General features: G+C 35.5%; 14 protein-coding genes. 7 read left to right on the plus strand and 7 right to left on the minus strand.

Features of this window, described 5'->3' with window-relative positions; translation table 11 throughout:
* The first annotated feature begins 487 nt into the window (after positions 1–487).
* Both ABXT06_RS05395 and ABXT06_RS05400 read left to right on the plus strand, forming a co-directional pair.
* Positions 488–1,279, plus strand: coding sequence for a polysaccharide lyase (locus ABXT06_RS05395; protein WP_354589822.1), 792 nt, complete (start codon positions 488–490; stop codon positions 1,277–1,279).
* Between the two features lie 369 nt (positions 1,280–1,648).
* On the plus strand, positions 1,649–2,815 hold the full coding sequence (locus ABXT06_RS05400) for a chromate transporter (RefSeq protein WP_354589823.1): 1,167 nt from the start codon (positions 1,649–1,651) through the stop codon (positions 2,813–2,815).
* Positions 2,816–2,873: 58 nt separating this feature from the next.
* On the opposite strand, the gene ABXT06_RS05405 is transcribed toward ABXT06_RS05400, so the two are convergent.
* Together ABXT06_RS05405 and ABXT06_RS05410 are read right to left on the minus strand one after the other, a co-directional pair.
* Positions 2,874–3,896 carry an LLM class flavin-dependent oxidoreductase gene (locus ABXT06_RS05405; protein ID WP_354589824.1) on the minus strand — a complete coding sequence of 341 codons (1,023 nt, stop codon included), beginning with the start codon at positions 3,894–3,896 and terminating at the stop codon, positions 2,874–2,876.
* 159 nt (positions 3,897–4,055) lie between these two features.
* Complete coding sequence (locus ABXT06_RS05410; protein ID WP_354589825.1) at positions 4,056–5,675, minus strand: arylsulfatase; 1,620 nt, start codon at positions 5,673–5,675, stop codon at positions 4,056–4,058.
* Positions 5,676–6,214: 539 nt separating this feature from the next.
* On the opposite strand from ABXT06_RS05410, the gene aspT reads away from it, so the two are divergent.
* From aspT to ABXT06_RS05430, 4 genes are read left to right on the plus strand one after another with little or no spacing between them, the layout of a single operon-like run.
* Complete coding sequence (gene aspT / locus ABXT06_RS05415; protein WP_354589826.1) at positions 6,215–7,909, plus strand: aspartate-alanine antiporter; 1,695 nt, start codon at positions 6,215–6,217, stop codon at positions 7,907–7,909.
* A 35-nt stretch (positions 7,910–7,944) separates the two neighbouring features.
* Positions 7,945–9,591: an aspartate 4-decarboxylase gene (gene aspD / locus ABXT06_RS05420; protein ID WP_354589827.1), complete on the plus strand. Its 1,647-nt coding sequence runs from the start codon at positions 7,945–7,947 to the stop codon at positions 9,589–9,591.
* 27 nt (positions 9,592–9,618) lie between these two features.
* The gene (locus tag ABXT06_RS05425) at positions 9,619–10,668 is read left to right on the plus strand and encodes a type II asparaginase (protein ID WP_354589828.1); all 1,050 of its coding nucleotides are present in this window, start codon (positions 9,619–9,621) and stop codon (positions 10,666–10,668) included.
* An 18-nt stretch (positions 10,669–10,686) separates the two neighbouring features.
* The gene (locus ABXT06_RS05430; RefSeq protein ID WP_354589829.1) at positions 10,687–11,880 is read left to right on the plus strand and encodes a porin; all 1,194 of its coding nucleotides are present in this window, start codon (positions 10,687–10,689) and stop codon (positions 11,878–11,880) included.
* A gap of 366 nt (positions 11,881–12,246) precedes the next feature.
* Here the strand turns inward: ABXT06_RS05430 and ABXT06_RS05435 are convergent, their stop codons facing one another.
* Genes ABXT06_RS05435 through ABXT06_RS05450 form a run of 4 tightly spaced genes read right to left on the minus strand, consistent with a single transcriptional unit; the run spans position 12,247 to position 17,001 of the window.
* Entirely contained in the window at positions 12,247–13,407 is a 1,161-nt protein-coding gene (locus ABXT06_RS05435; RefSeq protein ID WP_354589830.1) for an ABC transporter permease, read from the minus strand.
* The gene (locus ABXT06_RS05440; RefSeq protein WP_354589831.1) at positions 13,376–14,551 is read right to left on the minus strand and encodes an ABC transporter permease; all 1,176 of its coding nucleotides are present in this window, start codon (positions 14,549–14,551) and stop codon (positions 13,376–13,378) included. The genes ABXT06_RS05435 and ABXT06_RS05440 overlap by 32 nt, the downstream gene beginning before the upstream one ends.
* A 5-nt stretch (positions 14,552–14,556) precedes the next feature.
* Positions 14,557–15,549: an HlyD family secretion protein gene (locus tag ABXT06_RS05445; RefSeq protein ID WP_274256511.1), complete on the minus strand. Its 993-nt coding sequence runs from the start codon at positions 15,547–15,549 to the stop codon at positions 14,557–14,559.
* On the minus strand, positions 15,550–17,001 hold the full coding sequence (locus ABXT06_RS05450) for a TolC family protein (protein ID WP_354589832.1): 1,452 nt from the start codon (positions 16,999–17,001) through the stop codon (positions 15,550–15,552).
* Between the two features lie 453 nt (positions 17,002–17,454).
* Between ABXT06_RS05450 and ABXT06_RS05455 the strand changes: the two genes are divergently transcribed.
* A complete protein-coding gene (locus ABXT06_RS05455) occupies positions 17,455–18,135 on the plus strand; it encodes a metal-dependent hydrolase (RefSeq protein WP_502909021.1) in 681 nt (226 codons plus the stop codon).
* A gap of 140 nt (positions 18,136–18,275) precedes the next feature.
* On the opposite strand, the gene ABXT06_RS05460 is transcribed toward ABXT06_RS05455, so the two are convergent.
* The gene (locus ABXT06_RS05460; RefSeq protein ID WP_354589834.1) at positions 18,276–19,112 is read right to left on the minus strand and encodes an alpha/beta fold hydrolase; all 837 of its coding nucleotides are present in this window, start codon (positions 19,110–19,112) and stop codon (positions 18,276–18,278) included.
* Positions 19,113–19,122 lie beyond the last annotated feature (10 nt).

Consider the following 19,122-nt stretch of genomic DNA (forward strand, 5'->3'; position numbering starts at 1 on the left):
GTTGAAAAATTTTATTTTTGACTAAATTACAAACTAATGAAAGAGAAAATTAGGGCTGTAGATTGTAAATACTACTTCCGAAATAGACAAAATCTATTTGTAACCATTTCTTGCATTTAAAATCCTTATTACTCAGATAGTTTTACAAAAAATGTCTTTTACTGATAAATAACATTTTTTCACATGAGGTTTTAACTACAATAAATTTAATAAAAAGAATCTTTTCATTTATATAAAATTTTATAGTACAGCTATTTGCAGTAAATATTTGATCTGAAACAGTTTTTCTGAGACAAAATAGAGTTCTGATTTCTCCTACAAATACACAAAAAACATAGCCTGTATTTTTGTGTACGTAAAAACGTACTTAATTACTCCTCTCCAAAATTATTAATATCCAACTTTACACTTTCGGTTCCAAATACCGTAATCTACTATCTATTATTTACTAACCATTAATCGTTTTACTAACCTAAAAATTAAAAAAATGAAGAAATTCTTAAAATTAACCAGTATGCTACTTACCATAGCATTAGTATTTATTTGTTGCGAAAAGGAACAAGAAGATTTAAATACGCCCCAAACCGCTAAAAAAGAAGCTCAACAAATTGCTAGTAAAGATACTCTCGCATCTAATTCGGCACTTGAAGGCAGCACAACAGCAAAAGGTACAGCTGGAGCAAGAACTATTACATTGCAAACTAATACACTGTCTTGCCCTGGTGGTTTATGCACATCGTACGGTGTTTGGTCAACTGGAGTTTACACTGTTTGGTTTCAAATGAAATTTAATAACGGATTTTACTGGAGCCGAGGCGGAAAATGCGGATATGGTATCTTAATTGGTGACCAAAATACAGGTGGTGATGCAGCATGGGATGGAAATGGTGGAAGTGCCAGATTTATGTGGTATTGCCCTAATGGATCGAACACTGCTAAAGGAAGCGGCGCTTATCTTCAGCCTTATGTATATTACAGAGATCAGCCTGGACAATATGGCAATGATTTCGGAAAGAAATATTACATACAGGAAGGCGTTACTTATAACTGCCAAATATCTGTGAAATTAAATACAGGCTCAAATACTGACGGATACGTAAAATATTATGTAAACGGTACAGAAATATTGAACGAAAAAATTCGTTGGGTAACTAACGATTCTAAGCGAAATGTGAACGCAGTAAGTCTCCATACTTTCCGAGGTGGAAGTCAAAATTACTGGACAGCTCCAGTAACAAGTTCTATCTATTATCCGAGCGCTTCTTGGGACGCTCTATAATTTAATAGATTTTAAACAATTTGGGCCGGAAAAAATTAAACCAACTTCGATGTTTTTAAATAAGCATCGAAGTTGTTGTAATCTAGGATTAAAAGGAAAATCAATTTCAAGTAAACAGCTTATTCTTTTTAAAATAGTTCGATATTTTACAGCAGTGTTCTTTCGGCTAATCTCTTTATATTTTGAAATGCCAATTGGCAATATATCTCCGTTTTGGAATTTAAATAGAAAAAACCTCATCAATCAAAGAAAATAGAACCGTAAAAAGTAATCTACATACAAAAGGTAAATAAGATTCTATTTAAAGCGTCTCTTTCGTTTTAGTTTTGTTTTATAATTAAATAAAGAGTTGTTTTAAAGAATCTCGATATGACTAAAAAACCGAAATATACGTTAAGAGAACTAATACTATATTTTTTAAAACTTGGCACAATTGGTTTTGGAGGACCAGTTGCGTTAGTCGGTTATATGTACAAAGATTTGGTAGAAAACAAAAAATGGATTTCTGATGAAGAATATAAAGAAGGTTTAGCATTAGCTCAATTGGCTCCAGGCCCTTTGGCAGCACAGCTTGGCATATATATTGGTTATGTTCATTACAATATTCTTGGGGCTACTTTAGCAGGTTTTGCATTTATTACTCCCTCTTTCTTTATGGTTTTACTTCTTGGAATAATTTACCAAGCTTATGGCGGATTAGTATGGATTCAGTCTATATTTTATGGTGTAAGTGCTGCTGTTATCGGAATCATTACTTTGAGCTCTTATAAACTTACTATAAAATCCATAGGAAAATTGAATCTGATTTCTTTTAAAGAAAAATGGATTTTATGGATTTTCTTTACCTCAGCTATAATAATAACTTACATTACAGAAAAAGAACATATTTTATTATTTGTAGCTGCAGGACTTATTTATATGTTAATAAAAGCTCGTCCGTATTTTAAAATTGCTAAAACCACAAATATCTTAATTCTTGTATCATCTGGCTTTTGGAATTATGAAAGCTCGACCTTAATGAAAATTGCCATTTTCTTTACTAAAGCCGGTGCTTTTGTCTTTGGAAGCGGTCTTGCAATCGTACCTTTTTTACATTCGGGAGTAGTTGTTGAAAACAAATGGCTTACAGAACAGCAATTTCTTGATTCGGTGGCTATAGCAATGATAACGCCTGGACCTGTTGTAATAACTGTTGGTTTTATAGGGTATTTGGCAAATGGCTTTTTAGGCGCGATAACTGCCGCTTTAGCCACTTTTTTGCCTTGCTACCTTTTTACCGTTGCTTTGGCACCATTCTTTAAGAAAATTGTAAACAATAAACCAGTCAAAGCATTTGTTGAAGGAATAACCGCTGCTGTGGTCGGAGCTTTAGTTGGTTCTGTCATCATTATTGCAAAAAGAAGCATCGTAGACGTTTCGACCATATTAATAGCTCTAGCAAGCATTCTTTCTCTCATTTATATTAAGAAAATTCAAGAACCGTATATTATTTTAATCGCTGCTGTCTTAGGTGTCTTAATTAAATTATCTTTCTAATAAACATAAAAAAAGCCCTCGTCTCATCAACAGAGGACTTTTCTTTCTTTATAAAAACTTATCGCCAACCCAACGCAGGGGCAACATGTTCTAATATAGACGATAAAATGTGTATGTTATAATCTACACCCAAAGTATTTGGAATAGTCAGCAACAAGGTATCTGCTTCCTGAATAGCTTCGTCTTTAGCCAATTCTTCAATCAGTTTATCGGGTTCTGCTGTATAGCTTTTACCAAAGATCGCTCTTTTGTCTTGCTCAATATATCCGAAACTATCATTGCCTTTTGCTTGTCCGCCAAAATAATATTTGTCTTGATCGTTGACTAGGGCAAAAATCGAACGGCTAACTGAAACTCTTGCTTCGCGTTGATGTCCTGCTTTTTTCCAAGCTTCTTTATACAATCTTATTTGTTCTGCCTGTTGAACATGAAACGGTTTGCCATTTTCATCATATTTAAGCGTAGAACTCTGAAGATGCATTCCGTTTTCGGCTGCCCAAATAGCAGTTGCATTTGAGGCCGCTCCCCACCAGATTCTTTCTCTCAGTCCTTCAGAATGCGGTTCAATACGCAATAATCCAGGCGGGTTAGGAAACATCGGATACGGATTTGGTTCTGCAAACCCTTCTCCACTCAACTTATCTAAAAATTCTAAAGCTTTTTTACGCCCCATATCGGCATCGGTTTCACCTTCATCTGGTTCATAACCAAAATAACGCCAGCCATCGATAACTTGTTCTGGCGATCCTCTGCTTATTCCTAATTGTAAACGTCCTTCTGAGATCAAATCGGCAGCTCCAGCATCTTCAACCATATACATTGGGTTTTCGTAACGCATATCGATTACACCTGTTCCTATTTCTATTTTGCTTGTCTTAGCACCTACAGCCGAAAGCAGAGGAAAAGGTGAAGCTAACTGTTGTGCAAAATGATGCACACGAAAATAAGCTCCATCTATTCCTATTTCTTCCGCGGCAACCGCCAAATCAATAGATTGCAACAAGGTATCTGCTGCTGTACGAGTTTTGTATGATGGATGATTAGACCAATGCCCAAATGATAAAAATCCTATTTTCTTCATAATGGCTTTTATTTTTTTATTCACTCAAATATACGCATCACAACCGAGTAATTCTAATTAAATAAAAGGAAAAACCATGCATTCCATTTCGGGAAAATGCATGGTTTTGATTATTTAAAAAACAAAACAGACAACTATTGCCTGTCTCGCTTTTATATATTATTGTTTAGGATCAACACTCAAAGGTGGCAACGACAATTCTTTACTGTTCAGTAATTGTTTTGCCTGCTCTATAGTTCTATATTTACCAATTTCCATTGGTCCTCCATAAGAACCACTTTGCTGTGGTCTCGGAGGAGTTGCAGCGTATGTTTTCATCAGCTCAAGAGTAACCTGATCAAAGATGATCATTGTCCAAGTTTTTTCTGTAAAACTGTTCATGAATAAATCATAACGCTCTTGAGGATCTTGCCATAAATCGTACACAGCAGGAACAGTTGCAATATAAGTCTGATCACCTCTCCAACCCAACTGCTGTCCTGGTGTATCGCTTCCTGCCTGAGCTCCATTGTCTCCACGAGTATTAAATACAGCTTTCCATTTTCCTATACGTACTGCACCTGGAGATAATTCGTTCTCTGTAAAATAAAACCATCTGTCACGAAGTGGTTTTCCTTTTTTGAATAAAACGTTAGACATATCATAACTGTCAAAAACCATTGGTTTGCCTTCTCTATCATTCTTAGGCAATTCAACTCCTGCAAGAGCAGCAAAAGTTGCCATTAAATCTAAACCTCCAACAATATCGTGGCTTACGCTTCCCGCTTCAATTTGGCCAGGCCACCATGCAATTGCAGGAACTCTACTTCCTCCCTCACGATCTGTTCCTTTTGATCCTCTAAAAGGAGTATAACCTGCATCTGGATGTACGTCTTGCCAAGCTCCATTGTCAACAGTATAAATTACAATGGTATTATCTGCAATTCCAAGCTGACGAATTTTATCCATAATACGTCCAACATTATAATCCATTTCTACAACGGCATCGCCATATTTGCTTTTTGCAGGTGATTTTCCAACAAATTGTTTTGAAGGTAAATTTGGCTGGTGATTTTTAGCAAAATTGATGCACATAAAAAATGGATCTTTTGATTTTCCATATTCATCCAGCTGCTTAAGATTGTTATCAACCATATTGATATCCAGTTCAGCAATATTTTCTTCTGTTACCGGACTTACTTCTCTTGCTGGTTTTCCTGCTTCTCCTTCCAAAATTCCTTTAGTTGCTTTTTTAATGTAAGCACTAATCTCAGGAGCCATGTCTGGATTCCAAGACGGGAAGCAATACGTGTAAGCATTCAAGTGGTACAATACTACGTTTTGCATCTTATCAAATCCGTGAGCAGTTGGCATAGCATAATCTGCTTCTCCTAAGTGCCATTTTCCTGAAAAGTAGGTTTTGTAATTTGCTTTTTTAAGTACAGATGCTAAGGTCCATTCTGCAGCAGGAAGTCCTCCTCCTTGACCCTGAAAAGCAACTGTTGTCATTCCGCTTCTATTAGGAATACGTCCAGTAATCATAGCCGCTCTTCCCGGCGTGCAGCTTGGCTGTCCGTAAAAAGACCAGAACTGCATTCCTTCTTTTGCCATTCGGTCTAGGTTTGGTGTTGGCATTCCGCGTCCAACTCCTCCTCCATAGACTCCTAAATCTCCCCAGCCAGTATCATCAGAAATTACCATAATGATATTAGGCTTCTTTTTAGTTTGTGCGCTTACATATCCTATAAAAGTGAAACACAGCAAACTTGCAAAAATTAATTCTAAGGCATTTTTTTTCATGGTTTAAGATTTTAATTAATGTAGTTTGTTTGAAATCTGATCAAAAAAGTTGAAGTAGAGATAATTTTAATGTCCACTTCTCTGAGAATTTCAGAAACATGAGTTTTTATTGATTGGGTAAATTACAATTAATAGGAAAGCAAGATTTTTTAAACTGGTTGCAAATTATAATATGCAACGAGAATACATTTTTTTCTTAATCGCGCATTGTTGGGATTCAATTCTAAAATACTGCTTGTTTTTATAAATTTCTCTTTAATATATTTTTAAAAATTTTAGACTGATTTCTTAAAACCTCTAAATCATTTAGGCATTTCGCACAAAATCCTTAATTATCAAAATGTTAAGTTGCATTTTTTCTTGTTGCAAGTTATAATATGGAACATCAACACTCGCTATTTTATGCAATTATTCTCACTTTATGGTATATTTTTGAAAGACCTAAAAAATCTGTTCTTAAAAAGCCTCCCCAGTCTTTGCCCTACTCCTGCGATTTACATAATCAATTATTAATAAATCTATACTAAAAACAAATACTTATGGATTGGATTATTACTACATTAAAAGATTATCCCGAACTGGCAATTTTTCTAACCTTATCTTTAGGCTATTTTATCGGAAAATTTAAAATTGGAAGCTTTTCACTAGGAACTGTGACCAGCGTTTTGCTTGTCGGGGTATTAGTAGGACAATTGGATATTGTCATTTCTCCCAACGTTAAATCTGTCTTTTTTCTAATGTTTCTTTTCGCTGTCGGATACAGTGTTGGCCCTCAATTTTTTGGAGGTTTAAAAAAAGACGGACTGCCTCAGATGCTTTATGCCGCAATAGTATGCGTTTTATGCTTAATATGCCCTTACGTAATAGGTAAAATTATGAGCTATGATATGGGATTGACTGCTGGTATGCTAGCGGGTTCTCAAACCATATCGGCCGTTATTGGTGTTGCATCAGACACTATAAATCAGTTGGGGATTCCTGCCGATCAAAAAACGGCATTGATTAACAAAATCCCAGTTGCATACGCTGTAACTTATATTTTCGGGACAGCTGGATCTGCTTGGTTATTGGCTTCTATTGGACCAAAATTATTGGGTGGTAATTTAGTAGAAAAAGCAAAAGAACTTGAAATTCAGCTTGGCGGAGATGCCATTGGAGATGATCCGAGTATTGCCTCTGCTTATGATCGTGTAATATATAATGCCTATGAAATTGCTGCACATTCTTATGCCTGTAATAAAACAGTTTCGGATGTTGAGAATGAATTAGAAAACAAAGGCAGACGCTTATTTATACAACGAATTCGAAGAGGAAAAGAAATTATAGATGCTACCCCAGAATTTGTAATTCAAGAAAATGATGTCGTTGCTCTAGGCGGAAGAAGAGAATACATGATGAACTATGTTGCTGTAAATGAAAAAGAAGTTCTAGACATCGAGCTTCTTAATTTTCCTGTAGAAGTTTTAAGTGTATTAATTGTAAAAAAAGAAGTGATTGACAAGACGCTTGCCGATTTACGTCACCTAAAATATATGCATGGTGTTGTAATCAGATCATTAAAAAGAGCTGGAATTCAGATGCCTATATTACCCAATACCGTGATGCAAAAAGGAGATATGATCGAATTAGTGGGTATTAAACGAGATGTAGATCAAGTTGCAACACATATAGGCTATCCAGACCGTCCAACAAATTCTACAGATATGGCTTTTGTTGGTTTAGGAATTGTATTAGGAGGATTACTTGGCGCATTGACTATTAAAGTTGGCGGAGTACCAATAAGCCTTAGTACTAGTGGAGGTGCCTTAATATCAGGACTTTTCTTCGGATGGCTAAGAGGTCAGCATCCAACTTTTGGGCGAATTCCGGAGCCTGCTTTATGGATCATGAATAATGTTGGCTTGAACATTTTTATAGCTGTAGTTGGTATTACAGCAGGACCAAGTTTTATTGTAGGATTTCAAGAAGCTGGTTGGGGACTTTTCATTGCAGGAGCTGCGGCAACAGCTATTCCGTTGATATTGGGACTTCTTATCGGAAGGTATATTTTCAAATTCCATCCTATAATAACCTTAGGATGTGCTGCTGGGGCAAGAACTACTACAGCAGCCTTGGGAGCTTTGCAAGATGCTGTAAAAAGCAAAACACCTGCATTGGGTTACACTGTAACCTATGCTGTAGGGAATACACTGCTCATTATATGGGGCGTCGTCATTATTTTAATCATGAGTTAGTCGAATTTTTTATATAATCTCTAAAAATTTTAGTTATGGCAATTGATATTTCAAAAATAAAAACATCAAGAGAGGTAGAAAAAACACTTCAGACCCTCAGTCCATTTGAAATTAAAAATGAATTAATTCATCTGGCAGAAGAAAGTGCGCTTAAATCAACAGCGATAACACTTAATGCAGGAAGAGGAAACCCGAACTGGATTGCTACAGTTCCTAGAGAGGCTTTTTTCCTTTTCGGACAATTTGCATTAGAAGAATGTCGTAATGTTATGGAAGAACAAGGCATTTTAGCAGGAATTGTACAAAACAAAAGTGGAGTGGCTTCACGTTTTGAAACATTTTTAGCGAAACATAAAGATAGTCCTGCTGCATCGCTTTTAGAAAAAACATATCATTATGGTGTAGACAAGCACGATTTTGATGGTGACGCATGGATTCGCGAATGGATCGAAGCTGTAATCGGGTTTAACTATCCTGTTCCTGATCGTATGCTAAGTCAGATAGAAATTATTGTACACGATTATTTGGTGCAGGAAATGTGCGGTACTGGAAACGGCAACGGTAAGTATGATATTTTTGCCGTTGAAGGCGGAACTGCCGCAATGTGCTATATTTTTGATTCGCTAATGCAAAACCACCTTACCGAGCGTGGAGATAAAATAGCACTTCTTACTCCAACTTTTACACCTTATATCGAAATTCCGGAATTAGACCGATACAAATTTGATGTCGTTTATGTAGAAGCAAGTGGAGTTGGCGAAAACGGATTTCATACTTGGCAATATCCAAATTCTGAATTAGACAAGCTGAAAGATCCAGCGGTAAAAGTTGCTTTTGTGGTAAATCCGAGCAATCCGCCATCTTCTGCAATGAGCACCGACACATTAAATTATATTGCTGATATTGTAAAAAATCATAATCCGGAATTGATGGTTATTACAGATGATGTTTATGGAACATTCGTTAATAATTTCAGGTCTCTAATGGCCATTATTCCTCAGAATACGATTACCGTTTATTCATATTCAAAATACTTCGGCTGTACAGGATGGAGACTTGGAACAATCGCGGTTCATCAGGACAATATTTTCGATAAGAAAATTGCCAATTTAAGTCCAACCCTTAAAAAAGAACTGCACGATCGTTATTCTTCTCTGACATTAGAGCCAGAAAAAATTAAATTTATTGATAGACTTGTTGCCGATAGCCGACAAGTAGCTTTAAACCACACAGCAGGATTATCCTTACCTCAGCAATTTCAAATGATGCTTTTCTCCTCATTTTGTTTATTGGATACTCAAGATGTTTATAAAACGCTTACACAATCTATTATTCACAAACGTTTGAGTTTGTTATGGGAAGGATTAGAAGTTCCGATTCTCGAAGACCCGATGCGTGCAGGATATTATTCTGAAATTGATGTTATGGTCGCCGCAAAACACTTTCACGGTGAAGGCTTTGCCAATTGGCTGAAAACTAATTTTGAACCTGTTGATGTTTTATTCCGCTTGGCAGAAAAAACAGCTATTGTTCTTTTAAATGGAGGCGGTTTTGCTGGTCCTGAATGGAGTATTAGAGTTTCTCTTGCCAATCTTCCAACAGATAGTTATCTGATTCTTGGAAAAAATATCCGTAAAATTTTATTGGAATATGTAACAAGCTGGGAAAACTCAACAAAATAATAATCATAAATTAAAAACATTTGATCCATGAAAAATTTATTTACTTTATTATTATCCTTTTTATTAGTAACAGGTATTTACGCTCAGAAATTACCTAGAATAAAAATATTGGCAACTGGAGGCACAATTGCAGGAAAAGGAGCTTCGGCAGATCGATCGGCTTATAAAGCGGGAGAATTACCGATAAAAGATTTGATAGCAGCCGTTCCAGGAATTGAAAAAGTAGCCGAAATTACGGGAGAACAGATTTCAAACGTAGGAAGTCAAGACATGACCGTAGATATCTGGATTAAACTGAATAAAAGAATCAACGAAATTTACAAAAATAATGAAGCTGATGGTATTGTAATCACTCACGGAACTGATACGCAAGAAGAAACAGCTTATTTTTTATCGTTGACCGTAAGATATGATAAACCTGTAGTTATTACAGGCTCTATGCGTCCAGCAACAGCTATAAGTGCCGACGGTCCAAAAAACTTATATGATGCGGTAACTCTAGCGGCTTCAAAACAAGCAGAACACAGCGGTGTTTTACTAGTATTTAATGAATACATTTTGACTGGAAGAAATGCTGTAAAAACCAGTACAACGCACTTAAATGCCTTTACTGCACCAAATAGCGGCCCGATCGGACAGGTTTATGATGGAAAAGTTACGCTTTATGAAACTCCAGTTCGAAAAGCCAATAAAAATACCCCGTTTGATATTACAGGTTTAACCACTTTACCTGAAGTGGCTGTTGTAGAATTATATGCTGATGCTCCTGCAACTGCATTAAATGCTTACGTCGCTTCTGGTGTAAAAGGAATTGTAACGGGAGGTCTGGGCAACGGAAATCTTAACAAAGTGAACACAGATGCTGCAGTAGCCGCTATCAATAAGGGAATTGTTGTGGCAAGAGCATCAAGAGTTCCTTCAGGAAGAGTGACCTTATTTGACGAAACTGACGATCAAAAGCTTGGTACAATAGTCGCAGATGATTTAATTCCGCAAAAAGCGAGAATTTTATTAATGCTGGGATTAACGCAAACCAGTGACCATAAAAAATTACAAGAATATTTCTTTGAGTACTAAAATTCAAAATTGTAAATTATGCGTGTCTTAACTTTAATAATTTTGAGCGTTTTTTTGGCAGCTGGCGCATATGCCCAGCAAGAAAAACAGACTGATACCGTCCTAAATCATAAAACGCCATTAATAAAAGCAAGCAAGGTTGATTTGCTTAATAATGTTGACTTAATTTTCAATACGCAATTAGGTTTTAACACTTATCTGGAAGATGGAAAATATACTGGAAGTAAATTTGAAGTAAATCAGTTTCGATTGGAAGTAAAAGGTAGAGTATATAAAGATAAAGTCTTTTTTAGATTTAGAGACCGATATACTAAAGAGACTGAACCACAATCTACAGATAACATCAGCAGTTCTACAGACTTGGCTTTTATTGGATATAAAATATCCGAAAGAACTAGCATTGCGATAGGAAAAATGACTGCCAACTGGGGAGGTTATGAGTTTGATATGAATCCTATTGACATTTATCAATACAATGATATTGTCGATAATTCCGATAACTTTTTAACTGGGGTTCAAGTAAACTGGAAACTAAATGCCGATCATGTTTTTTCGGCACAGGTTTTAAACTCCAGAACTAAAACTTTTTCTGAACTATATCAAAATGTACCAGATGTCGAAGAAGCAAAATTTCCTGCCGCCTATGTTGGAAACTGGAATGGAAGCTTTTTAGACGGAAAATTTAAAACCATCTACAGTTTCAGTATTTTTCAGGAAGCCACAAAAAACGGAAAAGCTGTAAATATGTATTATACCGCATTAGGAAATCAATTTCGAACCAAAAAATGGCTTTTCCAATATGATTTTAAATGGAGCAGCGAAGATCTGGATCGAACAGGAGTTGTGAGTTCTTTAATTCCAGAAACGGTTTTAGATCATGCGGCAGAAAATGTGTACTACATAGAACATTGGCTTAGAGCGGTATATTCTCTAAATGAACAATGGAAACTTACGGTTATCGGAATGACAAGTAAAGCTTCTTGGAAAGATATACCAGATCCAAATATTAGTTCAAACCGAATTCGCATGGCATATGGTGTTATTCCAACAGTAGAGTTTTATCCGATTAAAAACTATAATCTAAAGTTTTTTGCCACTTACGTCGCTCGATGGTACGATTACAGCGATTATGCTAAAACAGGTTTGGGACAATCAAATAATAATACCGGAAGAATTATGCTTGGTGTAATTTCTCCTCTAGTGGTATTATAATAATTTAAGTAACTAACTCGATTGGAAATGCTGGAATAAATCGCAAACCACGATTTACTCCAGCATTTTTTTGTTTGTTCTCTCGCAGATTTGGCAGATTGAGCAGATTTAAGAATAATTTAAAATTCTTTGATTTATGAATAGTCTCCAGCTTTAGCTGGAGGTATCAAAATAGCGCAAGTAAAGGGCTTTAGCCAAATCGCGTGTTTTTGGCTAAAGCCTTTTTGAATCGCTTTACATAAACTCCAGCTAAAGCTGGAGCCAATTCAAATTAATAACAGATTTATATGCATATCACCCGTATCCCTGTGGTTAAAACCACAGGCTATGTTTGAATTTAACTAGACAACACTAATAACCCATAACTCATAACTCTTTACCCGCCAAATAGCGTAATCGAATAAAACAGATTGTACTATAAAAAGCAAAAAGCAGTATAAGATGCAATAAAACAGACGGATTGTCCCATAAACTAGCACCCGATTGTACGATAGCGGTATACAAAACAATAAATGGCGTTGTAGGCAAAAGATTAGACAGCCACTGCAATGCTAGCGGAAGTGATTCAAAAGGCCAACTGTATCCTGTAATCAAAAAAATCGGATAAGTTGAGAAAGCCATCATCTGCAAACAAAGCAATTGCGATTTAAACAAAGAACCAATAAACTGAGCCATCGGAATTAAAGTCACAATGAACAAAAGCAACAATAAGCTTAATTCGAATCCGCTACCTCTCATGGGTAAATTGAGCAGTTTATAATTTACATTTAAAAAGAAAAAGCCATATGAAGAAAAAAGTGTCAAATAGAACAATCCTTTACCCCAAATTCCATTAGAAATACCCGAACCGAGCCATTCTCTTAATCGAGAGCGTTGACGTTCGCCAGCGACACTTTCGCATAAGCCAATCAACAAGGTCTGCTGCAGAATTAAAGCCAACAATCCTGGCAATAAAAATGCTCCATAACTTGATCTTTCATTAAATAAAGGACGATAATCTAAATTTACAGGCATTACATTTTCCATAGCAATGGTCGTGCTCATTCCTTCCTTTTTCTGATAATACTGAAGTCTCACTCCTGCTCCAACTGTCAAACATATCTGCTGTACATTCAATAACAGATCACTCGAAGGCAGAAACCTTGCGGCATTGATTGCCAATACTACATTGCTTTGTTTTAAACTGAGCAAATTTGCTTCTGTTCCTTCTGGAATATAAAAATATCCTTGGCAATTTCCTTGATACATCTGCTCTTTTGCCTGTTCTAAATTCGAAAAATGAATGAGCTCTACTATCGGAGAATCGTCTATATTTTGCTGCAGCAAACGTGATAATCTCGAGCCATCATCATCAACAACAGCCAATTTCACATCAAATTCTTCTTTATTGATGTAAATGCTTCCGTAAAAAAAAGCATAAAGCAAAGGAGCAAAAAGAAGCGTAAGCAGTAAACTATGATCTTTTACTACTTGCGAAGCTTCCCTCAAAAAGAGATTAATCAGTGATTGTTGCGGTTTCTTTTTCATCTTTAATTGAACTAAATTGACGTTTAAACAACAACATCGCTGTCGGGTACATTACCAAACAAAACAATAAGAGTTTGGCCATTTCTCCTTGAGCATATCTCAAGGGCAAATTCATATAATACACCTTAAAAAATCCGTCTAAAAACGAAGTATAAGGCATAATAAGTGCATAATACTGATCGTACCAAGGCATAGCCCATCTCGGAAAAGTAAATCCACTGAAGACAAAAGCTGGCGAAGTATAGAAAAGTGCAACATCTCCTGAAAGCATCACATCTTTAAACAAAGCCGATATAAACATTCCGATGCCTATACATGCTAACGAAAGCATAGTATATAGCATAAAAAACTTTCCTGTGGCTGCAGAAACACCAATATCAAAAAAAGGAAAAATAATCCCTGTAATAATGATAAAATTAATCCAGCTAATAACGAGATGAGCAATTGTTTTTCCAACAATTACTGTGATAACAGAGCCTTTTGATGAATCGTATAGTTCGTTCATCGTTCCAGTAATCCATTCATAATTTAGAGCCAACATAGAACTGATAATCAGAATCATTTGCATTCCGACAGTTATTAATCCTGGAACCAAATATTCTTGATAATTGTAAGTTGGATTATAAAGCTGATAGGTTCTCAAACTAATCGGATTTGCAATCGCCATGGCCTGATCAGATTTCATTCCGGTTTTTACCAATTTCTGTAAAATTACGCCAGTGCTTCCTGTAATTACAACTTCGGCGACAGCCTTATAAACTAACTTAGCAGGAACAAGCGCGGCGGCATTGGTGTACAAAGTCACATTACTCGGATGACGGCTATAGATATTCTTCTGCAGATTGGCAGGAAAATGTACGGCACCCAATATTTTCCCTTCTTGAATCAGTTTTTTAACTTCGGCTTCGCTGCTTACTCTTCTCGTAATCTGTAGCGTTTCTTTTTGCTCTAATAAAAAAATAAGCTCTCGACTTATGGCGCTTTGATCTTCATCCCAAATCGCAAATGCTAAGTTCTTAGCATCTTGTTTTTGGTAAATAAAAGCGTAAAAGAAAAACAAAGCGACAGGAACAACAAGCATTACCAAGTAAAAAACCTTTAAACTCAGAATGCGCTTCCATTCCCTAATAACTATGTTTAGCATCAAAATCATTGAGGAAGAATTAAAGAAGCAGTCATACCAGAACGAAGTCCTTTAATCTGTGCAAGATTCTCGGGTTTCACTTCTATAGTGAAAGTTCTAAGTTCAAATTCTCCTTTATCTTTTGACGGAACCCAATTGGCAAATTCTAATGTCGGCGCAATAGAATGCACAACGGCATCAAACGTTTCAGGTTCACAACCCGGAACTTTGACTGCTGTCTTGCTCCCTACTTTTAGCAAATTTGATTTATCCTGTCTGATATTAAACTTAATTATAGTGGAGTTTTTCTTCTCAATCGTCATAATCGGATATCCTATAGAAATAATTTCGCCCTGATGTGTAACCAAGTTAGAAATTACTCCATCTGCTGGAGCATAAACTCTTGTATTATCGCCAAGCGCTTTGGTCAGTTCATAGGCTTGTTCAGCTTGTTTCACTATAGCATTTGCGGTTTTTAGCAGTTCGGGTCTTGTGCCATTTTTTAGCATTTGAAGATTTAACTGAGCTGTTTCCATTTCCTTTTTGGCTGCTTGAAATTTAAAGTAGAAAACATCTTTTTCCTGTCCCGATATTACATCTTCATTATACAATCGTTCCATGCGATCATAAGTCGTGCTAAACAATTTATATTGTTCTTGGCTAATCTGATAGAGTTTAGAAGTCGCTTCAATGAGTTCTGGTCTTGCTCCTTGCGTAAGCAGTTCCTGCTGTCCTTTTGCGGCATCAATTGCCGATAATGCCTGTGCTTTTATGGCGTTTATTTCGTTAGATCGAAGTACAGCCAGCAACTGTCCTGTTTTTACAGTATCACCTTGTTTTACAAGCAAAGAATCTAATCTACCTGGAAATTCGGCCGCAACATCTACACTTGTGGCATCAACCATTCCTATAAAATTGTCGTCTTCTTTGTTATTATCTTTTAAGAAAAAAATCAGTCCTGCTATTACTACAAAAATCGGAATGATCAGCGCCCAGTAGTTTTTAAATATATCTTTCATCTATTTAATAAATTGCGTTATTTGACTCGGATTTCCTAAACTATTAAAATATTCGGCTAAAGCTAAATAGTATCCTAAAACAGCAGTGTAATATCCTTTTTCTATTTCAGTTTCTACCAGCAAAGCATCATTAACGTCTTTTGGCGATGATAGCTGATTGTTCATTCTTTTCGTAATTAAACCGCTTGTCGTATTGGCTTCTTTTCTCGCCGCATCCATAGCTATGACATCGTTTTGCAGTGAATTCATTTTATTTTTTGCCACTCTAGATTGGACCTGAAGCATTAAACTGGAATTCTCTTCTCCTAACTTCGCTTCTTCTATTAATTGTTTAGCTGCTAAAGTCTTTTTGCTTGTTTGTCCATTATATAAAGTCCATTGCAATTCCAATCCTACAAACCAATCTGGAATAGAAACCGGTAAATCTTTTTGATATAAATTATAATTTCCAATGGCAAAAATGTTAGGCAAAGCCAATGATTTGCTGATTTTTTCAGCAGTTTCTGCGTAAGAGATTTTATTGCTGGCAATTCTATAAACTGGATTTGTAAGCCAATACTCTTTCATAGGTTTTTCTAGGTTGATTTCGGCATATCGCAAAGTGTCTGAAATTACTATTGTGGTATCAAGATCAACTCCCATCAGTTTATTCAACTCAAGATGGGCATTTTGTTTATCCATCTTAATATTATTGTATTGACTCTGCGCTTGGATTAAAACCACATTTGTCCAGTTTTTTTGGTATGGAGGAAGAATTTTGTTTTTGACCAATTCTTCGGCGTAGTTTCTATTTTTATCTAAAGCGTTTACAATCTGTTCCTGTTTTTTAATTAAAGAGTTGAGGTATAATATTCTGAGGTATTGTACTGCAATTAAAAAATCAACTTCTTTGCCTGCAAGCTCTACACCAATTCCTGCCGAATTGGCAACCGATTGAGCCAAATCTATGCTTGAACTTATTTTGTTTCCAAGAAAAATAGGCTGACGAACTCCCACTCCTGCAATAAAATAAGATTGCTTACTTAAACTCGGATTATAATCTGGATAAATACCTCCAATAACTGTTTTTGAAGCATTATAAATACGATCTTGCGCTGCCTGAGACAAATTGTTTCCAGTAATTTCATGATAAATTTCGTTTGCCGTATTTACACTTTGCTGTGACGAACCTTCAACAACTCCGTCTTTAACGGTCTGCAGATTTATCGTAAGCGGATTGCTTAAATAAGAATAACTCGATAAAAGATCTACTTTAGGAAGATATCCTTTCTTTTCGGCCTGAAGGTTATATTCTCCTGTTTTTAGTGCAGATTGAGCCTGTTTTATAGTAATATTGTTTTGCTTAGCTATAAAAAAACATTCTTCAAGAGAAGTGGTCTGTGCTTTTGTTTCCTGATTGGACAAAAAGCAAAACAAAATAAAGAGTTTTAGAAAATTTAGTCTTACGTACATCTATATAATATTCTTATGAATTGAAATTACTTTTAACTAGCGACTTCTTTGCTGTTTAATTGAAAACGGCAGGATAAAATAGAAATGAAATAAAAACTTATTATCCAGATAAATTCTGAAATTGTTTGAATGTATTTAGAATATACTGTTTATGAAATTTGGGGTTCTTAACCTAAACAGCAATAAGAAAGTATGTCAGTAAAAAACACATGTAAACCGATATACCAACTAGTTAAAGATAAAGATTTTATTTTATAAGTACTATTTTAATTTATGGAAAATATTATCCTTTTGATTTTTATCAAAACTAGAAATATGAAGCATTTTAGATGTCGCTCCGCTGGAGCATTAAAATGTAGTCCTTAATATTTTTTGCTTTTATAACACTTTTCTTCGATGGCATATTTATTGGAAAAACAACTTTCATTATTAACTGATTTAAAACGTTTTACCATGAAAGTTACTTACTACGGACATTCTTGTTTTTCTGTTTTTGCTAACGAAAAACATATTCTTTTTGATCCTTTTATTACGCCAAACGAATTAGCCAAAGAGGTTGATGTTGATGCTATAAAAGCAGATTATATTTTTATTTCTCATGCGCATTATGACCACATTCTAGATGTCGAGCGAATTGCAAAAAATACAGGAGCAAAAGTGCTCGGGAATTTTGAAATCTATAATTGGCTATTGAAAAACGGAATAGAAAACGCACATCCTATCAATCCAGGCGGTAAATTTGATTTTGATTTTGGAACTGTAAAATGTGTAGTTGCCCAGCATCCAAGCAGTTTTATGGATGGTTCTTATGGAGGAATTGCCTGTGGTTTTGTGCTTACAACTTCTGAAGGCAATTTTTATTACAGTGGCGATACTGCTTTGACTTTAGACATGCAGCTTATTCCGAAATTCACAAAACTTGACTTTGCTGTTTTTCCTATTGGAGACGGTCTCACAATGGGAATCGAAGAAGCTATTGAAGCCTCAAAACTTGTCGGAGTAAACAAGATATTAGGCGTTCATTACGATACTTTTGGTTTCATTGTTATGGATCATCAAAAAGCTTTAGATGCATTTAAAGATACTTCGCTTCATTTATTTCTCCCTAACATAAACAGCACTATAGATATATAAATTGGATATTTTCTTTGCTATATTTCGCTAAAAAACAGTTTTTAGCGAAATATCATGATGTATATTTTACATAAAAAAAAGGAATAGCTGCTGACACTATTCCTTTTGCATATAATTAAGTTTTGCTGATGAACTTTAAATTATATGTATTCTACAAAATTAATGATATACTGTGCTGTAAGTTCAGGATATTGATGCTGAGGTCCGTGTCCTGTTGCCGCATATACGATCATTTGAGCATTCGTCATCTGATTGATGTATGGGTACCAGTTCTCAACCGCAAAACTAATATCATGATCACCAGAGATAATCAAAATTGGTGTTTTTATCTTTTTAAGTTGTTCTCTAAAATTGAGTGCATCATCTCTAAAAGTATCTCCTCCGCCAAAATACAATTGAAAAACATCCATTGTCGAAGGAATTTTTCCGCCATCAATTTTTTTATGAATTCGATCATGAGAAGCTTTTGCAGCCAATCGGCTAGATTCTGATTTTGGTTCAAAAAACAAAACAATTTCATCTTCAAAATCGTTTACTGGTTTTAGCGCAGCATCAAAAAATGCTTGTTCGATTGGAATCTCATTTTTTCCTGGCGGATTTGTTCCCACTAAAACAGCATGCGTCACCAAATTAGGATATAATAAAGTTGCTGTCTGTGCGACCAATCCGCCATAAGACCAACCTAAAACAATAACTGAATCTAGCTTTAAGAAATCGGCTAGATCTTTTACATCTTTTGCAACAACAGTAATATCTGGAGCCAGACTTCCTGTAGAAGAACCAATTCCAGAATAATCAAATACGATAACGTTGAACTTTTTTGCCAGCTCAGCAATAAACAACGGATCCCAAGTATCAAGCGTTCCTCTAAAACGGTTCACAAAAATAATTGCTTTTCCTTTTCCGTAAGAACGATAAGCAATTGTACGGTCACCAATTTTCGCGAAACTTGTTTCTGTGTTATAAATTTTTTCCATAATTAAAATT

It is taken from the genome of Flavobacterium sp. UW10123, from assembly GCF_040538975.1.
Taxonomy (GTDB): Bacteria; Bacteroidota; Bacteroidia; order Flavobacteriales; family Flavobacteriaceae; genus Flavobacterium.